This is a genomic window from Rhodococcus sp. NPDC079359 (assembly GCF_040702585.1).
GTDB lineage: Bacteria > Actinomycetota > Actinomycetes > Mycobacteriales > Mycobacteriaceae > Rhodococcoides.
On record NZ_JBFBLH010000004.1, the window covers coordinates 389,435 to 405,643 of the forward strand.

The 16,209-nt window shown below is 64.9% G+C and carries 26 protein-coding genes; all 26 read left to right on the forward strand.

Annotation, left to right across the window (positions count from 1 at the left end):
- The first annotated feature begins 115 nt into the window (after window positions 1–115).
- The 26 genes from AB0362_RS12960 to AB0362_RS13085 all read left to right on the forward strand — a co-directional run bounded on the left by AB0362_RS12960 (window position 116) and on the right by AB0362_RS13085 (window position 16,194).
- Window positions 116–319 carry a hypothetical protein gene (locus AB0362_RS12960; protein ID WP_366235655.1) on the forward strand — a complete coding sequence of 68 codons (204 nt, stop codon included), beginning with the start codon at window positions 116–118 and terminating at the stop codon, window positions 317–319.
- A complete protein-coding gene (locus tag AB0362_RS12965; RefSeq protein WP_366235656.1) occupies window positions 316–756 on the forward strand; it encodes a hypothetical protein in 441 nt (146 codons plus the stop codon). Before AB0362_RS12960 ends, AB0362_RS12965 begins: the two co-directional genes overlap by 4 nt.
- The gene (locus tag AB0362_RS12970; protein WP_366235657.1) at window positions 756–989 is read left to right on the forward strand and encodes a hypothetical protein; all 234 of its coding nucleotides are present in this window, start codon (window positions 756–758) and stop codon (window positions 987–989) included. The genes AB0362_RS12965 and AB0362_RS12970 overlap by 1 nt, the downstream gene beginning before the upstream one ends.
- Complete coding sequence (locus tag AB0362_RS12975) at window positions 979–1,941, forward strand: hypothetical protein (protein WP_366235658.1); 963 nt, start codon at window positions 979–981, stop codon at window positions 1,939–1,941. Before AB0362_RS12970 ends, AB0362_RS12975 begins: the two co-directional genes overlap by 11 nt.
- Window positions 1,934–2,194 carry a hypothetical protein gene (locus AB0362_RS12980; RefSeq protein ID WP_306904708.1) on the forward strand — a complete coding sequence of 87 codons (261 nt, stop codon included), beginning with the start codon at window positions 1,934–1,936 and terminating at the stop codon, window positions 2,192–2,194. Before AB0362_RS12975 ends, AB0362_RS12980 begins: the two co-directional genes overlap by 8 nt.
- Complete coding sequence (locus AB0362_RS12985; RefSeq protein ID WP_366235659.1) at window positions 2,191–2,367, forward strand: hypothetical protein; 177 nt, start codon at window positions 2,191–2,193, stop codon at window positions 2,365–2,367. The genes AB0362_RS12980 and AB0362_RS12985 overlap by 4 nt, the downstream gene beginning before the upstream one ends.
- Before the next feature lie 8 nt (window positions 2,368–2,375).
- Complete coding sequence (locus tag AB0362_RS12990; RefSeq protein ID WP_366235660.1) at window positions 2,376–2,924, forward strand: crossover junction endodeoxyribonuclease RuvC; 549 nt, start codon at window positions 2,376–2,378, stop codon at window positions 2,922–2,924.
- Window positions 2,921–3,115 (forward strand): hypothetical protein, encoded by a 195-nt coding sequence (locus AB0362_RS12995; RefSeq protein WP_366235661.1) that lies wholly within the window; start codon window positions 2,921–2,923, stop codon window positions 3,113–3,115. The genes AB0362_RS12990 and AB0362_RS12995 overlap by 4 nt, the downstream gene beginning before the upstream one ends.
- On the forward strand, window positions 3,112–4,281 hold the full coding sequence (locus AB0362_RS13000) for a hypothetical protein (RefSeq protein WP_366235662.1): 1,170 nt from the start codon (window positions 3,112–3,114) through the stop codon (window positions 4,279–4,281). Before AB0362_RS12995 ends, AB0362_RS13000 begins: the two co-directional genes overlap by 4 nt.
- On the forward strand, window positions 4,278–5,231 hold the full coding sequence (locus AB0362_RS13005) for a hypothetical protein (RefSeq protein ID WP_366235663.1): 954 nt from the start codon (window positions 4,278–4,280) through the stop codon (window positions 5,229–5,231). Before AB0362_RS13000 ends, AB0362_RS13005 begins: the two co-directional genes overlap by 4 nt.
- Window positions 5,232–5,504: 273 nt before the next feature.
- A complete protein-coding gene (locus tag AB0362_RS13010; protein ID WP_366235664.1) occupies window positions 5,505–6,212 on the forward strand; it encodes a hypothetical protein in 708 nt (235 codons plus the stop codon).
- 290 nt (window positions 6,213–6,502) lie between these two features.
- Window positions 6,503–6,916, forward strand: coding sequence for a hypothetical protein (locus tag AB0362_RS13015; RefSeq protein ID WP_366235665.1), 414 nt, complete (start codon window positions 6,503–6,505; stop codon window positions 6,914–6,916).
- Complete coding sequence (locus tag AB0362_RS13020; protein ID WP_366235666.1) at window positions 6,861–8,348, forward strand: hypothetical protein; 1,488 nt, start codon at window positions 6,861–6,863, stop codon at window positions 8,346–8,348. The genes AB0362_RS13015 and AB0362_RS13020 overlap by 56 nt, the downstream gene beginning before the upstream one ends.
- Before the next feature lie 13 nt (window positions 8,349–8,361).
- A complete protein-coding gene (locus AB0362_RS13025) occupies window positions 8,362–9,636 on the forward strand; it encodes a hypothetical protein (protein ID WP_366235667.1) in 1,275 nt (424 codons plus the stop codon).
- Complete coding sequence (locus AB0362_RS13030) at window positions 9,633–11,075, forward strand: phage protease (protein WP_366235668.1); 1,443 nt, start codon at window positions 9,633–9,635, stop codon at window positions 11,073–11,075. The genes AB0362_RS13025 and AB0362_RS13030 overlap by 4 nt, the downstream gene beginning before the upstream one ends.
- Complete coding sequence (locus AB0362_RS13035) at window positions 11,068–11,436, forward strand: DUF2190 family protein (RefSeq protein WP_366235669.1); 369 nt, start codon at window positions 11,068–11,070, stop codon at window positions 11,434–11,436. Before AB0362_RS13030 ends, AB0362_RS13035 begins: the two co-directional genes overlap by 8 nt.
- Before the next feature lie 16 nt (window positions 11,437–11,452).
- A complete protein-coding gene (locus AB0362_RS13040) occupies window positions 11,453–12,364 on the forward strand; it encodes a hypothetical protein (protein WP_306904687.1) in 912 nt (303 codons plus the stop codon).
- Window position 12,365: 1 nt separating this feature from the next.
- On the forward strand, window positions 12,366–12,746 hold the full coding sequence (locus tag AB0362_RS13045; RefSeq protein ID WP_366235670.1) for a hypothetical protein: 381 nt from the start codon (window positions 12,366–12,368) through the stop codon (window positions 12,744–12,746).
- A 15-nt stretch (window positions 12,747–12,761) separates the two neighbouring features.
- Window positions 12,762–13,145 carry a hypothetical protein gene (locus AB0362_RS13050; protein WP_366235671.1) on the forward strand — a complete coding sequence of 128 codons (384 nt, stop codon included), beginning with the start codon at window positions 12,762–12,764 and terminating at the stop codon, window positions 13,143–13,145.
- A complete protein-coding gene (locus AB0362_RS13055; RefSeq protein WP_366235672.1) occupies window positions 13,129–13,464 on the forward strand; it encodes a hypothetical protein in 336 nt (111 codons plus the stop codon). Before AB0362_RS13050 ends, AB0362_RS13055 begins: the two co-directional genes overlap by 17 nt.
- Window positions 13,464–13,739 carry a hypothetical protein gene (locus AB0362_RS13060; protein ID WP_366235673.1) on the forward strand — a complete coding sequence of 92 codons (276 nt, stop codon included), beginning with the start codon at window positions 13,464–13,466 and terminating at the stop codon, window positions 13,737–13,739. Before AB0362_RS13055 ends, AB0362_RS13060 begins: the two co-directional genes overlap by 1 nt.
- A complete protein-coding gene (locus AB0362_RS13065; protein ID WP_366235674.1) occupies window positions 13,736–14,131 on the forward strand; it encodes a hypothetical protein in 396 nt (131 codons plus the stop codon). Before AB0362_RS13060 ends, AB0362_RS13065 begins: the two co-directional genes overlap by 4 nt.
- Window positions 14,132–14,194: 63 nt before the next feature.
- The gene (locus tag AB0362_RS13070) at window positions 14,195–15,004 is read left to right on the forward strand and encodes a hypothetical protein (protein ID WP_366235675.1); all 810 of its coding nucleotides are present in this window, start codon (window positions 14,195–14,197) and stop codon (window positions 15,002–15,004) included.
- A gap of 85 nt (window positions 15,005–15,089) precedes the next feature.
- On the forward strand, window positions 15,090–15,413 hold the full coding sequence (locus AB0362_RS13075) for a hypothetical protein (RefSeq protein WP_366235676.1): 324 nt from the start codon (window positions 15,090–15,092) through the stop codon (window positions 15,411–15,413).
- Window positions 15,410–15,811, forward strand: coding sequence for a hypothetical protein (locus tag AB0362_RS13080; protein ID WP_366235677.1), 402 nt, complete (start codon window positions 15,410–15,412; stop codon window positions 15,809–15,811). The genes AB0362_RS13075 and AB0362_RS13080 overlap by 4 nt, the downstream gene beginning before the upstream one ends.
- A gap of 38 nt (window positions 15,812–15,849) precedes the next feature.
- Window positions 15,850–16,194 (forward strand): hypothetical protein, encoded by a 345-nt coding sequence (locus AB0362_RS13085; RefSeq protein ID WP_366235678.1) that lies wholly within the window; start codon window positions 15,850–15,852, stop codon window positions 16,192–16,194.
- The last annotated feature ends 15 nt before the right edge of the window (window positions 16,195–16,209 follow it).

The following is a 16,209-nucleotide window of genomic DNA, read 5'->3' on the forward strand; positions in this document are numbered from 1 at the left end:
GCATCATCGGGCTCAGGAAGGCGCTTCGGGGCTTTGTGAGCGAGGACGACGCTGATCGCGCGTTCGGATATTCGCAGGGATCGTACGAGCGTCGGACTCTGGAAGGGGTGCGGCGATGAAGGCGCGAACGTACCGCGTGACATTGACTCAGGAAGTCAACATCACGCTCGACGTCGAAGCGGAGTCTGCTGCCGACGCTAGGACGGTCGCGATCGATGAGGCTTACGTCGGCCTGTGCCATCAGTGCGCCCGTGAAATCGACCTCGACCCGCTCGCCTGGAATCCGATCACCGACGCACCAGTCGAGGTGCCTGCATGATCGCCCTCACCGACAACGAGCGAAATCTGCTCCATCGCCTGAACGGCAACATCGGTCAGGTCATCGCAACCCCGAAGCATGGCATCGACAGCCTACGGCAGTCGCAAGGTGGCGGCGGCGGCAAGGGCTTCGACTACCGGTTGACCAAGACCGGCCTCGAAGGCGAGTGGTGCCAGTACGACGTCGTCGAGCGACTACCTGACGGTTCACCCGGCATCCTGCGCTTCCACAAACCACACCTGCGCGTAGAGATCACCTACACCCGCTTGCGTCAGTGGGCGACGAGCTTGCCGGCCGAATTGCGGGAACGGGCTCTGATCGCATGGCGCACATACCCCGTCGACACACGAGACCTCGGCGAGCTTGCTCGGATCGTGCACGAGGCCATCGACTTGAGCGCTCCGGCCGAGCAGCTCGAACTATTCGAGGTGGCGTGATGGGCCACAGACAGTCTCACTACGCCATTGTTCGGTTGCCGTACGACGGCGGGCAGTCACCGAACCGGACCGTCCCGCAGATCACGTGCGAGGTCCGCGTCTTCCACCCGCCGACGGCAGAGCTGGACGACATCACTGGCGTCATCGACGAGGCGCTCGCCGAGGTTCTGAGCAGCCTGACGGCCACACCGAAGACGGCCCACTACGACCAGGAGGCCACCAATGGCGCGTGAACACGGCCGGATCTTCACCTCGATCTGGTCAGACCCCGACTGGCGCAAGCTCACCGCGCGCGCTCAGCACCTCTACCTGACACTGCTGTCCGCACCGAGCCTGTCTTACTGCGGCGTCGCAGATTGGCGTCCCAAGCGCATGCTGCAGCTCGCAGACGGATGGACCCTGGCAGGCCTCGACGCAGGCTCGGCCGAACTCGTGGACCGCCTGTACATCGTCGTCGACGAGGGCAGCGAAGAGGTTCTCGTGCGTTCGTTCATCCGCAACGACGGCCTGATGAAGCAACGTCATATGGGCGTCTCGATGGCCAAGGCACACAGCGCGGTCGCCTCGAACACACTCCGAGAGGTCATCGTGCACGAGCTGATTCGACTCCGAACCGACATGCCGGACCTCAAGGGGTGGGCGTCCGAGATGGTCCAGAAGCTACTCACTCAACCCTCGGTTGACCCCGCGACTTACCCCCTCGGTCACACCCCGATTCACCCCGTGATTGACCCCCCAATTCAGTATGAATCGCACCCCCCGATTCAACCCCCTCGGCAACCCCCCTCTACTCCCTCTCCCTCTCCTTCACCCTCTCCATACTCCAATAGTGGTTACGTAAGTACGGAAGGTCACCAGCGCGCGAGCATCGGTCCAGAGCCCCCACCTCGATGCCACAAGCACATCAACGAACCCGCCGTCGGCAGCTGCGGTGCCTGTGGCGATTACCGCCGAGCGAACGCCGACTGGCACCGACGCGACGAGGAGCGCGCCGCATCGGCCAAGGCCACCCGACGAGCCGTGATCGACAACTGCGAGTTCTGCGACGGCCAGGGCAACCGCATCGAACCCGGTGAGCTGTGGGAGCTCGACCTCCCGGTCGTCAAATGCGATCACGTGCAACCGCTCTCGATCGCGGACTGGATCTCGCTCGACCGGACACCCACGGAGGCCGATCATGCGTGAGCCATCGCTGGACCAGCTCCAGCAACGCGAACTGGCACTCACGATCCCGTGCCGCTACTGCGGTGCCGACAAGGGCGCACCGTGCGTCACCAAGGGCCGCGACGGGCAGATGCACGAGCTGCAGAACTTCCCGGCACACCATGCTCGGATCAACCGTGCCGAGCGGCTGCAGCGCATGCACGATGCCGAGAAGGCCGACGTCGCTCCGCTGATCGACGGGTACAACTCGATGCGCACCACGAGGCCACTGTGAGCGCCACGGAGTTCGTCGTCTTCGACGGGACGGAAGAGGTCGATTGGATCGGCCCAGTCGAGGGCGTGCGCGAGACGGACGATCATTGGTTCGTCGACAACGGGCACGATGTGTACCAGGTCGACAAGCGTCCCGGTCGCACCGTGGCAATTCTCGATTGGCCACGACAGTGAGCGGCTGCGTGGTCGGCATCGACCCATCCATGACCGCGACCGGCATTGCGATCCTTCGCAATCCGCGTCTCGTCACCGGCAAGAACGTGCCCGAACTCAAGACCGTCGGCAGCGTCAACACGGGCGGCACCATCGCCCAGCGAGCCCTCCGGATCGGTAAGCAGGGTGACGCAATCGTTGCGGCACTACCGAACTCGGTCCGGCTCGTGATGGTCGAGGCACTGCCGTTCAAGCCATCGAAGTACTCGGGGCTCTACCAGGAGCGGTGCGCACTGCTGCTCGATCTCGTGCGGTTCCTCGCCCGAAGACGAATCCCGGTCATCGATGTGCCGGCCACGACGCTCAAGATGTTCGCCACCGGCAACGGGCATGCCGAAAAGGTCGAGGTCATCGACGCCATGACCGAGCTGTGGCCAGGCGTCCGGATCGGCAGCAACGACAACCTCGCCGACGCACTCACGCTCGGCACCATCGGCGGTCAGCGATTGGGCTGGTACGAGCCCGAGCTGCCTTGCCACTACTCACCGAAGGTCGACTGGACAGGAGCAGGACTGTGACCCTCACCGTGCGCATCCTCGGCGCTGAACTGCTGCACATCACTACCGATCCCGAACGGCCACAACGGACCGCGAAGGACACCCCGACAGGCGAGTTCGGATTCAGCACCGTCCCGAACTACACGATCGACCAGCCGGTACGACGCTGGGATCCAGGGTTCGAGCCGGAGTACATGGGAGGACGACCATGAGCGACATCATCGCCGACATCGATGCCCTGATCGACGAGCAGCTCGACGCGGGCGAACCGCTCAATGGGTACGACTACAACGACCCACAGCACCCGAAATGCTCACACTGCCATCGGGATTGGCACGGGCTCGCGATCACGGTCCGTATCGAGCAGCTGCGCGATGACTGGCAGCGGGCACAGGGCTCAGGCCTTGGTTCGAGCCCACTGCACTGCAACTGCATGTGGTGCCAGGAGACCTTCGGTCAGAGCGATTCGATCACCCTCGAGGACGCGACGAAGGCGCTCGACGACTACCGATACGCCGCTGACGATTCCGAGATTCTTTGCCCCGGATCGGACTTCATCGGCCCGTGGGCGACGTCGGCTCAGCTCCAGAAGATCCGAGACGGTTGGCCGGAGGATCCGGTGTTCGACATCTCGTCGTGGCGGATGCCGCCAGAGTTCGTGATCCCTCGTCGGACCGCATTCGATATGCCGGGGTACCTCGAGCGGCTCATGGCGTGGACGAACCCCGTCTTCCCCGAGTCGTACTCCTACGGCCGACCCGAGGGCCGCGGCGCATCGATCACTTACTCGGTGGTCGACGAGACCGTGTCGATGGCGCGACGGTGGGCGAATTCGTGGACGCCATCCATTGCCGCGTTGCCCGATGAACCACGTCCGTGGATGTGGGTACCGCGTGAGCGTGCGTTCCCGGCTTACACCGTCGAGGAGACGGGCGTGTTCACGATCGGCTGGAGAAACCTCGAGAGGTTCGAGGAACGCGAGCTCAAGATCACCGGCACGCTGCCCGAGCTGGTCGACGCGACGATCGAGACGCCCGGTGCGCTCCCGTGGTGGGCGACCGACGTCGACACTCAGGTCCGCATGCTCGATCCCAGTAACCGGAATCGACTGATCTGGGGCGATCGTTGGGGGAGCCGCGATTTCTACCTGATGCCTCCTCGGCAGAACGGTCTCGGCGCTCGCATCGATGCTCTAGCTCAGAGCTGGGAGAACAACGAATTCGCTCGATGGGTAGGGCAATGGAGAGCGACGGTCGGTGCCGATGTGCGAGCCGACATCGCCCGCGCCTCCGAGGTGGTCCAGCAGGTTCGTGAGGAGCCGCCGATGTGGGCGGTCGACCCCGGCAGCCGTCGTAACACCAGGAGGCGTCACCGGTGAGCCTGATCGAGTGCTCGAATTGCGGCCGCATCGTCCACGACGACTATGCGCTGTGCCAGCTCTGCGCCGATACCCTCGTCGCCGAGCTGCGCAAGGTGCCGAGCCTCGTGGTCGACATGACCATCACCCGAGCGCGCCAGGATCGACTCACACGCGGCACCGTCGGCGGCAAGAGTGCCGAAACGGCTGTGCCCGTGCGCCTGTCGAACGACGCGTACCGCACTCGGCCCACCGAGGGCCCGTTCTTCGAGATGGAGAATGCGGTCACGACGTGGGCCCGCGTGCTGTCCGACCACCTCGGCGGCTCATGGTTGCTCGGCGACGCGATGGACACACCCGGCTTGATCCAGCTCGTCCAGAACAACCGATCCGGACCGCGCCGCGACCCGGCAGCATTCAGTGACGATCCGACGTACTGGGTCGAACAGGCCGCGATGTGGATGGTCGTACACGGTGCCACACTGCGCGCGTTGCCGGCCGTCGGTGAGATGCACGACGATATCACCTCGGCGCTCGCCCGAGTGCGCAGAGTGATCGACGCGTTGCCACCGCTCGCCTACAAGGGGCCGTGCGGCTACACGTGGACCCAGGACGGCAAGAGCTTCGAGTGCACAGCCGACCTGTACGTCGAACGCGGTGAGGACTGGGTGCGGTGCCGACGGTGCAGCTCCATGTACGACGTGCGCCAGCTCGATCGGCGCATCCTGAACCAGATGCACGAGCGGCTGTACACCCTCGGTGAGATCCGCAGTCTCCTTGTCGAATTGGGCTACCGGGTGTCACGATCCACGCTCTACAACTGGGAGCGTGACCAGAAGATCACGGCGCAGGGCTGGCGCGAGAAGACTGGCAACATATCGCGGTACTGGATCCGGCGCTCGGACCCGGCCGTTTACAAGCTCGGTGACGTCCTCAAGCTGGCCGACGGCAACACGAGGCTGGGTGTGTGAGCTGGACAAAGTCCCTGCTCGTGCTAACTTGGACAACGAATCGCCGCTGACCACTGGACCCACTTTCCGGTCAGCGGCTTTTTCGTGCCCTCATTCGATGGGCTCACACACTCCTCGATGCAGCGTCAAACCTGCGCCACCGTCAGGTGTACCTCACGGGCAAGCACGCGCACCACGAAGCGTCCGCTGCGCTGTGTCGAGGCTCAGCTCGGCCCCTGGCTTCCCCCACGCCGTGCCATCACGGGCCAGGGGCCGACTCACGTGGGAGGCGCGGTGAGCCTGTACGTCGTGATCGGCCCACCTGCTGCAGGCAAGAGCACCTGGTGTGCCAAGCAAGCCCAACGCGGGGACATCATCGTCGACTACGACAAGCTGGCCCACGCGCTCACCATCCCCAGCGAAGGCAAGAGCGCGCACTCCCACGAGGCCTCGGTCAAGAAGGTCACCAAGGCAGCGAGGCAAGCGGCCATCGATGCAGCGATTCGCGTCAGCGCCGAGGTCGACGTGTACGTGATCCACTCCTCGCCCAGCGATGCGCTGCTCACCAGCTACCGCAACCGAGGAGCCGAGGTCGTGACCATCGACCCGGGGTACGACATCGTCATGGCCCGAGCCAAGGCCGAGCGACCGTGGCAGATGCAGGGTGCAGTCAAGGCCTGGTATCAGGGCAGGGGAGCGACGCACGCACCACGGGCCACGCCCAAGACCACCACCGAGAAGGGCCTCGGATGGGATCACCAACAGGTGGCCAAGGAACTCAAGCGCACCCACGTCGAGGGCACGATCTGTTGGTGGTGCGGTGAGCCCATGTACCTCTCTCAAGGCCTCGCTGCCGACCACTCGAAGGCACGAGCCAAGGGCGGCACGAAGGCTGACAGGCTGCTCCACGGTCCCTGCAACAGCGCCCGAGGCGATGGCAGTCGAGACCACACGAGGCCGGCACTCAAGGGCAAGGTGCTGGGCAACCGGATGGCCTGGTGATTCCATGCATGGATTATGCATAACCATGCAGTCGGTCATGCATGCCAATGGATGGACATACAGGCCGCTGACCAGGCGTTATGCGGGTTGGAGCTCTCATGCACCGCATGCAAGCCCCTGACCAGGGGCTCCGTAAACATTAGGCCCCCCACCAGCTGACCCTTCGGTGCGCGTCAGGCCGTTTCTCTCTCCCCCCGCATGGAAATCCGGGTTTCATGCATGAAATCCCGCATGATTATGCACCGCTCATGCATGGTTTATGCGGTCTGACCTGCGGAAACGGGGTGACCGTGGCCATTCCGAAGGCGCTTCGACCCAAGAATCTGCGGCCGAGAGGCGCGGCATTGTGGCGTGATCTGACCAGATCCGAGCCCGACGCCGTGCGAGCGGTCGTGATCGCCGAGCTATGCCGGATGGCCGACCAGCTCGACCGGATCAACGAGCTGTTGGCCGGCGATTCGCACGCGTGGGCCACCGTCACGGTCCCGAAATCGGAAGGAGACGGCGACGTCGTCCTTCATCTGCGGGTGGACGCGCTCTTGGTCGAGCGGCGTCAGACGATCACCACTCTTCGGCAGCTTGCTTCGCGGCTGAAGCTCGGCACTGGCGGCGGCAGTAGCGACGTCGGGGATGCGGGGGCGAGTTTCCTTGACGCTCTCGCTCAATCAGTCGCGGATCGGTTCGCAGAGACCGCAGCACAGTAGCGTCCCGCTCTACCTGACCAGCCTGGGGCAGGACACGGTCGCCCTGGCCAAGCATGCGGGCCTGATTCTCGACCCGTGGCAGGAGTACGTGATCGAGGAATCCCTCGGTTTGCGTGCCGGTGGCCGCTGGTCGGCGATGGAGGTCGGCCTGATCGTCCCTCGCCAGAACGGCAAGGGCGCGGTCATCGAGGCCCGGCAGCTCGCGGCGATGTTCCTGACGAAGGACGCCGAGATCATCTACTCGGCGCACCAGATGAAGACCTCACGCAAGATGTTCCGGCGCATCAAGAAGTTGTGTCGCCAGACTCCCGACCTCGATCGCAAGATCGCGGGCCGGTATCGCGAGTCGAACGAGCTGATGGGTATCGAGACCGACTGGGGCATCCTCCAGTTCGTCGCTCGCTCCGGTGGTTCGGGTCGTGGCTTCACCGGTAACACCCTGTTCCTCGACGAGGCGTACGACCTCGACCCGGAGATGCTGGCCGACGCTCTGCCTGCGTTCGCGGCGGTGCCGAATGCGCAGATCTGGTACGTCTCGTCGGCCGGTATGGAGTCGTCGGAGGCGCTTGAGAAGATCCGCAACCGCGGTCTGGCTAAGGACCGAGGCCTGGCGTACTTCGAGTGGAGCTCTCCCGAGGGTGTCGATCTCGACGGCGACGACGACGCGCTGTACGCGTGCAATCCGGCGCTGGGCCTGCATCTCGATTACGACTTCATCCGCACGGTGGAGCGCGGGCAGATGGACGACGAGAAGTTCGGCCGCGAGCGGTTCGGAATCTGGAAACCGCCACCGGCAGATCATGTTCCGTCGATCACCGCGGGCAGGTGGGCAGACATGATCGACGTCGATTCACCGCTCGTCGGTCCGTCGTGCCTGGCGATCTCGTCGTCGGAGAGCAACGAATGGTGGTCGATTGCGTCGGCGCAGAAGACCGAGGCCGGCCGAATCCACCTCGAGGTCGGCAAGCACGAGAAGATGACGCGCGCCGAGGCCAGGTCGTATGTGCGCCGAATCGTCAACCTGCAGAAGCCGGTCGCCGTGATCATCGAGCGGCGCGATCCGGCCATGATCATCGTCCCGGAGCTGATCAAGGACGGCATCGAGCCGGAGACCACCACGGTGCAGCAGCACGTGCAGGCCTGCGGCGGCTTCCTCAACGATGCGACCAGCAACCAGCTCTCGCATGTCGGTGACTCCAACCTCGCCGACGCAGTTGTCGGGGCCGAGCAGAAGAAATCATCGGGCGGCTTCATCTGGGTTCCTGCCGACGACGAAGTGATCTCGCCGCTCGAGGCCGCGACGTTGGCTCGTTGGGGCCTGATCGAGTTCGAGTCCCTCGCCCGTGTGCCGGTGCAGATGCCGACTCAGAAGCCCGTCACCGCTCAGTCGCGCCGTAGCGAGACCTACGACCTGATGTCCGTCGGATTCTAGGAAGGGGGCCGCGATGACAGCGCCAGCCAAGACAATGCCCGTCGCGAAGCCGACGACGATCGGTTACGCGAACGCGAACGGTCACACCACCGGTGGCTCCTACTGGGACGTGGAAGTCGAGGAGACTCCGGAGCTGCGGTGGCCGCTCGCGTCGCGGGTGTACGAGCAGATGAAAAGGCAGGACGCGCAGATCAAGTCGGTGCTGCGCGCCGTCAGTCTTCCCGTGATGCGTACCGGGTGGCGGCTGGATCCGAACGGATCGGACCCAGAGGTGTACGAGCACATCTCGCAAGATCTCGGGTTGCCGATCCACGGCCAGGAGCCGAAGCCGCGAGGTCGGACCAAAGGCCGGTTTTCGTGGCAGGAGCATCTCCAGAACGCGTTGCTCTCGATTCAGTACGGGCACATGTTCTTCGAGCAGGAGTACGCGGTCGACGAGGTGACCGGCCTGCTTCGACTCCGCAAGCTCGGTCCTCGGATGCCCCGCACAATCTCGGCGATCAACGTCGCCCGCGATGGTGGCCTGGTCTCGATCGAGCAGTACGACGCGGACAAGCCGATTCCGGTCACGCAACTCGTCGCCTACGTGTACGAGAAGGAGGGCGCGGACTGGCTCGGCAATTCGTTGCTGCGGCCCGCGTATAAGAACTGGCTTCTCAAGGATCGTCTGCTCCGCGTCCAGGCACAGACGATCGAGCGAAACGGTATGGGCGTCCCGGTCTACGAGGCGGGGGAGCGGGACGAGCAGGCCCAGCTCGACAAGGGTGAGGACATCGCTCGGTCGTACCGCTCGGGTGATGCGTCCGGAGCGGCGCTGCCGTGGAAGGCGCGACTGCGACTGCTCGGCGTCGAGGGGAACCTGCCCGACGCACAGCCGGCCATCAACTACCACGATGCGCAGATCGGCCGCGCGGTGCTCGCTCACTTCCTGAACCTCGGCGACAAGACGGGATCGTGGGCACTCGGCAGCACATTCGCCGACTTCTTCGTGATGTCACTGCAGACGCTCGCGGATGCGCTGTGCGAGACGGCGAATCAACACATCGTCGAAGACCTCGTGGACCTGAACTGGGGCCCCGAGGTCGCGGCTCCGCGAATCGTGTTCGACGAGATCGGATCTCGGCACGATGCCGTCGCTCCCGCCCTCAAGATGCTGGTTGATGGTGGCCTGCTCGATCCCGACGAGGCGATCAAAGCGGCGGTGCGCCAGGCGTACGGCCTGCCGCTGGGCTCGGGTGCACCCGTTGAGCCTGCTCCGGAACCGGCGCCGGAAGGGGTGACAGCATGACCGTCCCTATCGCCCCTGCGCTCTCCCACCTGCCGTCGGTGGAGCTGATGCATACGGGCACATGGTCGGCCAGTACGGGAGTGCACACGTTCACCACGGGCGACTTCGCCTCTGCGGTGGCGGCGCTCGACTGTCCCGCGGTACGCCGACCGGTTCTCAAGCTCGGACACACCGATCCTCGGTTCGACGGTGAGCCTGCTGTCGGATGGATCGCGAACATGGCGGTCGCCGAGGACGGTCACACGATGGTCGGCGATTACGTCGGCATGCCCGGTTGGCTCGGACCCGTTCTGGCGTCGGCCTTTCCGGATCGCTCGATCGAGGGGCAGTGGGAATACCAGTGCGCCATCGGCCACACCCACCCGTTCGTCATCACCGCGGTGGCACTGCTCGGCGTCGAGCACCCGGCCATCGGAACTCTCGAATCGCTGCAGGACGTCGCCACTTTGTACGGCGTCGCGGCGTCGTCCGGTGGTCACGGCCAGCGGGTCACAGTCCACCTGAAGGGATCTGCCATGCCCAACCCGAAGCCGCCCGCCGTAGCGCTGGGCGTCAGTACCGAGGACGTACGCCGCGCCTACTACGAGGACGCGCCCTGGTCGGTGTGGATCGAAGAGATGCAACTCGATCCACTGCAGCTGATCGTCATCGACGACGACACCGGAACGCGTTCACGAGTGCCGATCACGGTCACTGGAGACGGTGCCGACGGCGTGACCTTCGAGCCCGCCGTTCCGGTCGTCGTCCGCTACGAGGACGTCACCCCGGCAGCACCTGCCGATCCTGCTGCAGCGCCGGACATTGCGGCGTCTGCACCCACAGCCATTCGGTACGCGAACCGTGCCGAATCACGCCCCGGCCAATCGGCCTCGGCGTCAACCCCTACCGCGGTTCACGCGGGCGGGAACGATCCGAAAGGAGGCTCGACAGTGGCACTCACACTCACTGACGAGCAGGAAGCCGCCTTCCGTGAAGCCCTCGGGGTGGACGCGGACGCGGATGTCGATGCGATGGTGACGGCAGCCGAAGAGCTGGCCACCACGCCCGAAGAGCCGGCCCCCGCGGCCGCTGCAGCGTCTCGCGCTGCGGCCCCCGGTGTGGTCCAGATCGACGCGACGCAGCTCGCAGCACTGCAGGCCTCGGCCGCACGCGGGGAGCAGGCAGCGCTCCGACAGGAGGACGAAGACCGGAACCGTCTGGTCGACGAGGCTGTGCGCGCAGGCAAGTTCTCGCCCGCTCAGCGCGAGCACTGGGTCTCGTACCTCAAGGCCGACCCCAAGGGTGGCCGCGAGATCCTGGCGGGCCTGGCAGCCAATCTCATTCCCGTCGGCGCATCGATCGGCACCGCGAAGGACGCGCCCGAATCCGAACTGAACGCCGATGATCTCGGCGCGCTCGAGGCAAGCCTCGGCCTTCCGAAGGGAGCTCTCAATGCCTGATTACCTGCCCAAGTTCACCGGAGGTCAGAGCCAGCCCACGCGCGTCGCGGGATCTGGCGGGGTCGTCGGTGGCCAGCTCGTGACGGCCTCGGGCGTCACCGCGGGAGCGGGCGCACTCGACTGGATCGGTGTCGCGTCTCAGGACGCTGCAGTCGGTCAGCTGTTCGTCGCCTACTCGGGAGCGGTGCAGTACCCGACCGCTGCCGGTGCGATCGCTCAGGGAGCGCGCGTGAAGTGCGCTGCCAATGGTCAGGTCACGACCTGGGTCTCCGGCACCGATGCGCCGGACGCGTTGGTCGGTACCGCGCTGGAAGCCGCCTCCGGCGCTGGTGTCCAGTTCCCCGTCAAGTTCACTCGCTGAGAAAGGAATTGGGCAGATGCCTACCACTTACCCCGACCAGGGGCCCACGATCAACGGTCAGCGGATCACCGTCGACCGACTGATGAACAATCCCGTCCTGATCTACCGGATGCTCCGGACGCTCGTCGATCAGCGTCTCGTCGGCGACCAGATCCTCTCCGGCCGCGTCGACCTGACCGGATCCGGATCGGCCATCTTCGAGACCGGCGAGTCGATCTACTCCGATCGTCTGGCCGAGCGTGTCGGTGACATGGGCGAGTACCCGCTCACCGGTGATACTGCCGGTCCCATCACGCAGGTCAAGACCGAGAAGTGGGCTCTCGCAACCGAGTTCCCCGACACTCTGGTCTCGCGCAACCGGATGGACATCGTTACTCGCAAGCTGATCAAGCTCGCGAACCGTCTGGCGAAGCAGTTCGACGAGACGGTTCTGTCTGCCGTGGCGTCCGCTGTCACGCAGACGCAGGCCGCGTCGGCCGCATGGAACACCGCGGGCGCGGATCCGTTCCTCGATGCGCTGCTGTCCGGCGCGGTGATCGACGAACTGAACGAAGGCTTCGAGGTCAACATGATCCTCGCTCGCCCGGTCCAGTTCGCCCGGCTCCTCGCGGCAGCGAAGATCCTCGACCATCTGCCTCGCGAAGGCGAGTCGCCCGTACTGACCGGTCGCATCCAGAAGATCGCCGGTTTCACCATCGTCAAGACGACGAACATGCCGCCGTCGACCACGGTGATGATGCTCGACTCGACTCAGCTCGGGTCGATCGCCTACGAGGACCAGGGCGGCGGCTACACCGGCTCTGCAGATGGTGTGCAGACCAAGAAGTTCCGCATCGAGACGGCCGACGGAAACCGGGTTCAGGCCCGCAAGGTCGGAGTCCCGATGGTCCAGGAACCGAATGCCGCTATCAAGGTGACGGGAGTCTGACATGGCGAAGCAGTACATCGGCGTAGCCGCCCTGACCATCGTCAAGCTCAAGAGCACCGGCTCACGCGCCTACGTCTACAAGGGGCAGCCGGTCGGCACCGACGTCTCGCGCGAGGAGATCAAGCGCCTCGAAGACGAGGGCTTCATCGCCGAGGTCGTTGTGCTCGACGACCCGGTCGAGCCGCTCTTTCCCCCGGCCGACGAGCCACCCGTTGACCCTCCGGCCACCGGGAATCCCGATCGACCGGAGCCGACAGCGACCAAGGCCGAGTGGGTCGCATACGCCGTCAAGGTTCACAACGCGACAGACGGCGCGGCCGGATTCGCCGAGGATGCGGCCGAGGAACTCACACGCGCGAAGCTCATCGAGCTGCTGCCGTGATGAAGGGGGGACGTCATGGCTGACACCGATACGTTCGTGGAAGTCGGCGTGTTCGAGTCGAAATGGCGTCCCCTCAGCGAGTTCGAGCGGAACGACGCTGCGGATCTTCTCGCCGCAGCGTCTCGGATCATTCGACGCAAATCGACGAAGCCGATCGACGAGGACGATGCTCGCACCGTCGTGACGTCGGTGGTGCGTGATGCGATGACGTCCGGCTCGATGCGTGGGCATTCGTCGTACACCAAGGCAGTCGGGCCTCGTTCGCGCGCAGGAACTCTCACCAATCCGGACGGTGAACTCCGATTCCTGAAATGGCATTGCCAACTGCTCGGAATCTCGTTCCGCGAGATGCCCGTCGGACACTTCGGCGATCGGAGCGACTGTGTCGACCTTCGATGAATCGGTCGTCTACAAACCGGGGGAACGGCGCGACGACAACGACGATCCGATTCCGGGTTCGTCGATTCCCGTCACGATCCCCGGCTGCGTGATCGAGCCGCTCGGCTCGACCGAGGCACCCGAGCGCGGTCGCAACGGACGCGTAACCCGGATGCGGGTTTACATCACCGAACGTCCACCGGTTTCCATCCTCAACACCGGCACGATCATCGTGCGCGGTGTCGAGTTCGAGATCGACGGCGACGTTGCCGAGAACATCGACGACGAAGATCCTGAGGATTGCAGCTGGGTCGTCGAGCTGATGAAGGCGGTGGGCTGATGGCCTCGGGGGTTCGCCTACGCCTCGACCGCGCGGGCGTCGGGAAGTTGCTTAAGTCGTTCGGCCCGATGACCAATGCGGCGTCCGAGCAGATCGCACAGAATGTCCGTGCTGCGATCGACGACGACGAGATCGATGTCGTGGTGGCTCCGTACACGTCGGACCGTTCGGCCGCGCTGGTGATCATCGCGGATCCGCGCGGCGTCGAGCTCCAAGTCTCCGACGGCGCACTCACTCGCGCGGCTGCGGCGGTGGGACTTGAGGTGACGTCGTGACCGTCTACGTTCCGCAGGATGCAGCTCGGCCGGTGAAGGACTTCCTCGCAGAGGACTTCGCCGGCCGATTCCCTGGCGTCCGGTGCGCACTCGCCCTCGATGACGAGTGGAAGCCGAACCGACCTCCGATGCTCGTGGTGGCCGTCGATGGCGGCGGGCTGATGTGGCCGGTCCTGAGCAGGCCGACACTGCGGCTCACCGTCTGGTCCAACAGTCGGAGCCGGTCGTGCGAGATCGTCGCCGTCGCCGTCGGATTGCTCCTCTGCTCGACCGTTCCCGGTGTCGCGAAAATCCTCCCCGGCACCGATGTGCTCGACGCCCGCGACTCGAAGAATCACGGCCTCATGGCATCGGCGACGGTGCGCACTCGCATGCGAACAGCCGCAATTTAATTCGCGCTCGACCACCCCTTTCGGGTGGCTCCATCACACCAACTCCCGAAAGGGGATTCAGTCATGCCCGCAAACAACCCCACAGCAGTGAACATCTGGGCGAATGCCGGGGTCTACTTCGACCCGACCGGTACCGCCCTCAAGCCCGCGACCATCACCGACCCTCTGCCTCGCGCATGGGCGAATGGAGGCATTCTCGACGGCGACGCCGGATTCTCGAACGAGCGCAAGTGGGACGAGTCGACCCACTTCGGCTGGGGAATCGGCCTGTACCGCAAGGGTTACAAGAACTACGAGGAGTCGCGGAAGCTCACCCTGCTGGAGAACAACCGGATCACGCGCAAGATCGCGCACCCGGGTTCGTCTGCAACGGGTATCCGCGTACCGCGACCCGCACTGATGGGCGTGTGCTTCGAGACCATCAACGACTTCGGCCGCAAGGAGCGGTACTTCACCGCGGTGCCGGCGTCGCTGTGGATCCCGAACCTGGACCGCAACGAGTCCGATCCCTCCGGCATGGAGTGCACCGCCACGATCTACGCGCAGGGCGATGGCCTGCTCTACGTCCGGCAGTACACGCCGGTCAACGAGACGCAGACTGTCACCGTCGTCGGCGCGACGACCGGCACGTTCACGCTCGCGTTCGAGGATCAGGTCACCAGCGCAATCGCCTACAACGCCCCGACCACGGCCGTACAGGCTGCGCTCGAGGCAATCCTCGGAACCGGGCAGGTCACCGTCACCGGAACCGTCGGGGCGTACGTGATCAAGCTCGCCGGTGAGTTCCTCGGCGAGACCAATCAGCTGCTCGTCGCTGACGCAAGCCTGCTGACTCCGACGCCCGCCTCGCGCGTCACGGTCGTCGGCTCCTGATCGACAGCGGGCCGGGAGTTCACGCGGTTCGACCGGCCCGCTGTCTTCACCTGATCCGAACCGCGAACGAGAGAAAGAACCGCGAATGTCCGACATTCCCACCGATGACGAGATCCGGGCCGCAGCAGAGCGTCTGGGAATCTCCAATCCGAACGACGCGATCACGCGCAACAAATTGTTCGCCGCTGTGCAGATCGCGAAGCGCGAGGCGGCAGCGGAGGCAGACCCGTCGAATCGAACAACGGTCGACACGCTCGCCGCGTTCGATCGTGAGCTGAAAACTCAGTCCGGTTACGACGACGAGGCCGACGCCCACGTGCGCGACCTATTGATCGTCGAGCTGATGCGTCACCTGCTCCGCACCGAAGGACTGAAACTCACCACTGACACGAAGGAACCGCGACCATGACCGCAGCAGAACCGACACCGATCAAGTCCGCCACTCGCCGCGCCCCGGCCAAGAGGGCCGCAGCCAAGCGAGCACAGCCGCACAAGCCTGCCAACGTGAAGCAGCCGCAGGACCGTAAGAAGCCCGCAGCGCAGATCGAGGCCGAGGGCATCGAGACTGTCACCGTCGAGTGGGAAGGGATGACGTTCGAGATTCCCTCCGATCCCGACGCGTGGCCGTTCTGGACCGTCACGCAGCCGCTCTCTGCCGGGAACATCCCGCAGGGCCTCATGGGGCTGCTCGGCCCGGCGCAGGCGGTGCTCTTGCGTCAGAAGAAGCCCGATATCACCAATATCGAGATCCGCGCGCTCTTCGATCTCATCAACGAGACCGTGACGGAGCTGAACACGGGAAACTGACCGCCCTCCTTCGGTTGCTCGAGGAACATCCGGTTGCCGTGGAAGCGCACCTGTCGGCGGTCCACGGCATCCGGTACTCCGACCGGTGGAGGTTCGACGATGCCGGGCAACGCCGACTCACGCTGCGGGAGATCTGGGTGCGACTCCAGTACCCGCCCAACGATTCTCCGATCGTGATTGCCCTGAACAAGGATCAACCCCGCTGGGGGCACGTCGAGTACCTGCTCTCGGACATCTGGAAGGCCTGGACCGGCAAGGATCACCCGGCCCGGCCGATCCCGCGTGTGCAGCCGAAGCAGAGCGCGGCGCGCGATCGCCGAATTCGTCAGCTCAAGAAGCAGTTCGCCGAGCGCAATCGCGCAATCGAGGCTGGCGAAATCTAGTTGCGAGGGGGTGCC

Excerpts from the sequence above, each read along its gene's own strand:
- AB0362_RS13000 (WP_366235662.1), top strand. The coding sequence starts at position 3,112 with ATGAGCGACATCATCGCCGACATCGATGCCCTGATCGACGAGCAGCTC.
- AB0362_RS12980 (WP_306904708.1), top strand. The coding sequence starts at position 1,934 with ATGCGTGAGCCATCGCTGGACCAGCTCCAGCAACGCGAACTGGCACTC.
- AB0362_RS13075 (WP_366235676.1), top strand. The coding sequence starts at position 15,090 with ATGTCCGACATTCCCACCGATGACGAGATCCGGGCCGCAGCAGAGCGT.
- AB0362_RS13030 (WP_366235668.1), top strand. The coding sequence starts at position 9,633 with ATGACCGTCCCTATCGCCCCTGCGCTCTCCCACCTGCCGTCGGTGGAG.
- AB0362_RS13080 (WP_366235677.1), top strand. The coding sequence starts at position 15,410 with ATGACCGCAGCAGAACCGACACCGATCAAGTCCGCCACTCGCCGCGCC.
- AB0362_RS12960 (WP_366235655.1), top strand. The coding sequence starts at position 116 with ATGAAGGCGCGAACGTACCGCGTGACATTGACTCAGGAAGTCAACATC.
- AB0362_RS13045 (WP_366235670.1), top strand. The coding sequence starts at position 12,366 with ATGGCGAAGCAGTACATCGGCGTAGCCGCCCTGACCATCGTCAAGCTC.
- AB0362_RS13040 (WP_306904687.1), top strand. The coding sequence starts at position 11,453 with ATGCCTACCACTTACCCCGACCAGGGGCCCACGATCAACGGTCAGCGG.
- AB0362_RS12970 (WP_366235657.1), top strand. The coding sequence starts at position 756 with ATGGGCCACAGACAGTCTCACTACGCCATTGTTCGGTTGCCGTACGAC.
- AB0362_RS13070 (WP_366235675.1), top strand. The coding sequence starts at position 14,195 with ATGCCCGCAAACAACCCCACAGCAGTGAACATCTGGGCGAATGCCGGG.
- AB0362_RS13035 (WP_366235669.1), top strand. The coding sequence starts at position 11,068 with ATGCCTGATTACCTGCCCAAGTTCACCGGAGGTCAGAGCCAGCCCACG.
- AB0362_RS12965 (WP_366235656.1), top strand. The coding sequence starts at position 316 with ATGATCGCCCTCACCGACAACGAGCGAAATCTGCTCCATCGCCTGAAC.
- AB0362_RS13025 (WP_366235667.1), top strand. The coding sequence starts at position 8,362 with ATGACAGCGCCAGCCAAGACAATGCCCGTCGCGAAGCCGACGACGATC.
- AB0362_RS13050 (WP_366235671.1), top strand. The coding sequence starts at position 12,762 with ATGGCTGACACCGATACGTTCGTGGAAGTCGGCGTGTTCGAGTCGAAA.
- AB0362_RS13060 (WP_366235673.1), top strand. The coding sequence starts at position 13,464 with ATGGCCTCGGGGGTTCGCCTACGCCTCGACCGCGCGGGCGTCGGGAAG.
- AB0362_RS12975 (WP_366235658.1), top strand. The coding sequence starts at position 979 with ATGGCGCGTGAACACGGCCGGATCTTCACCTCGATCTGGTCAGACCCC.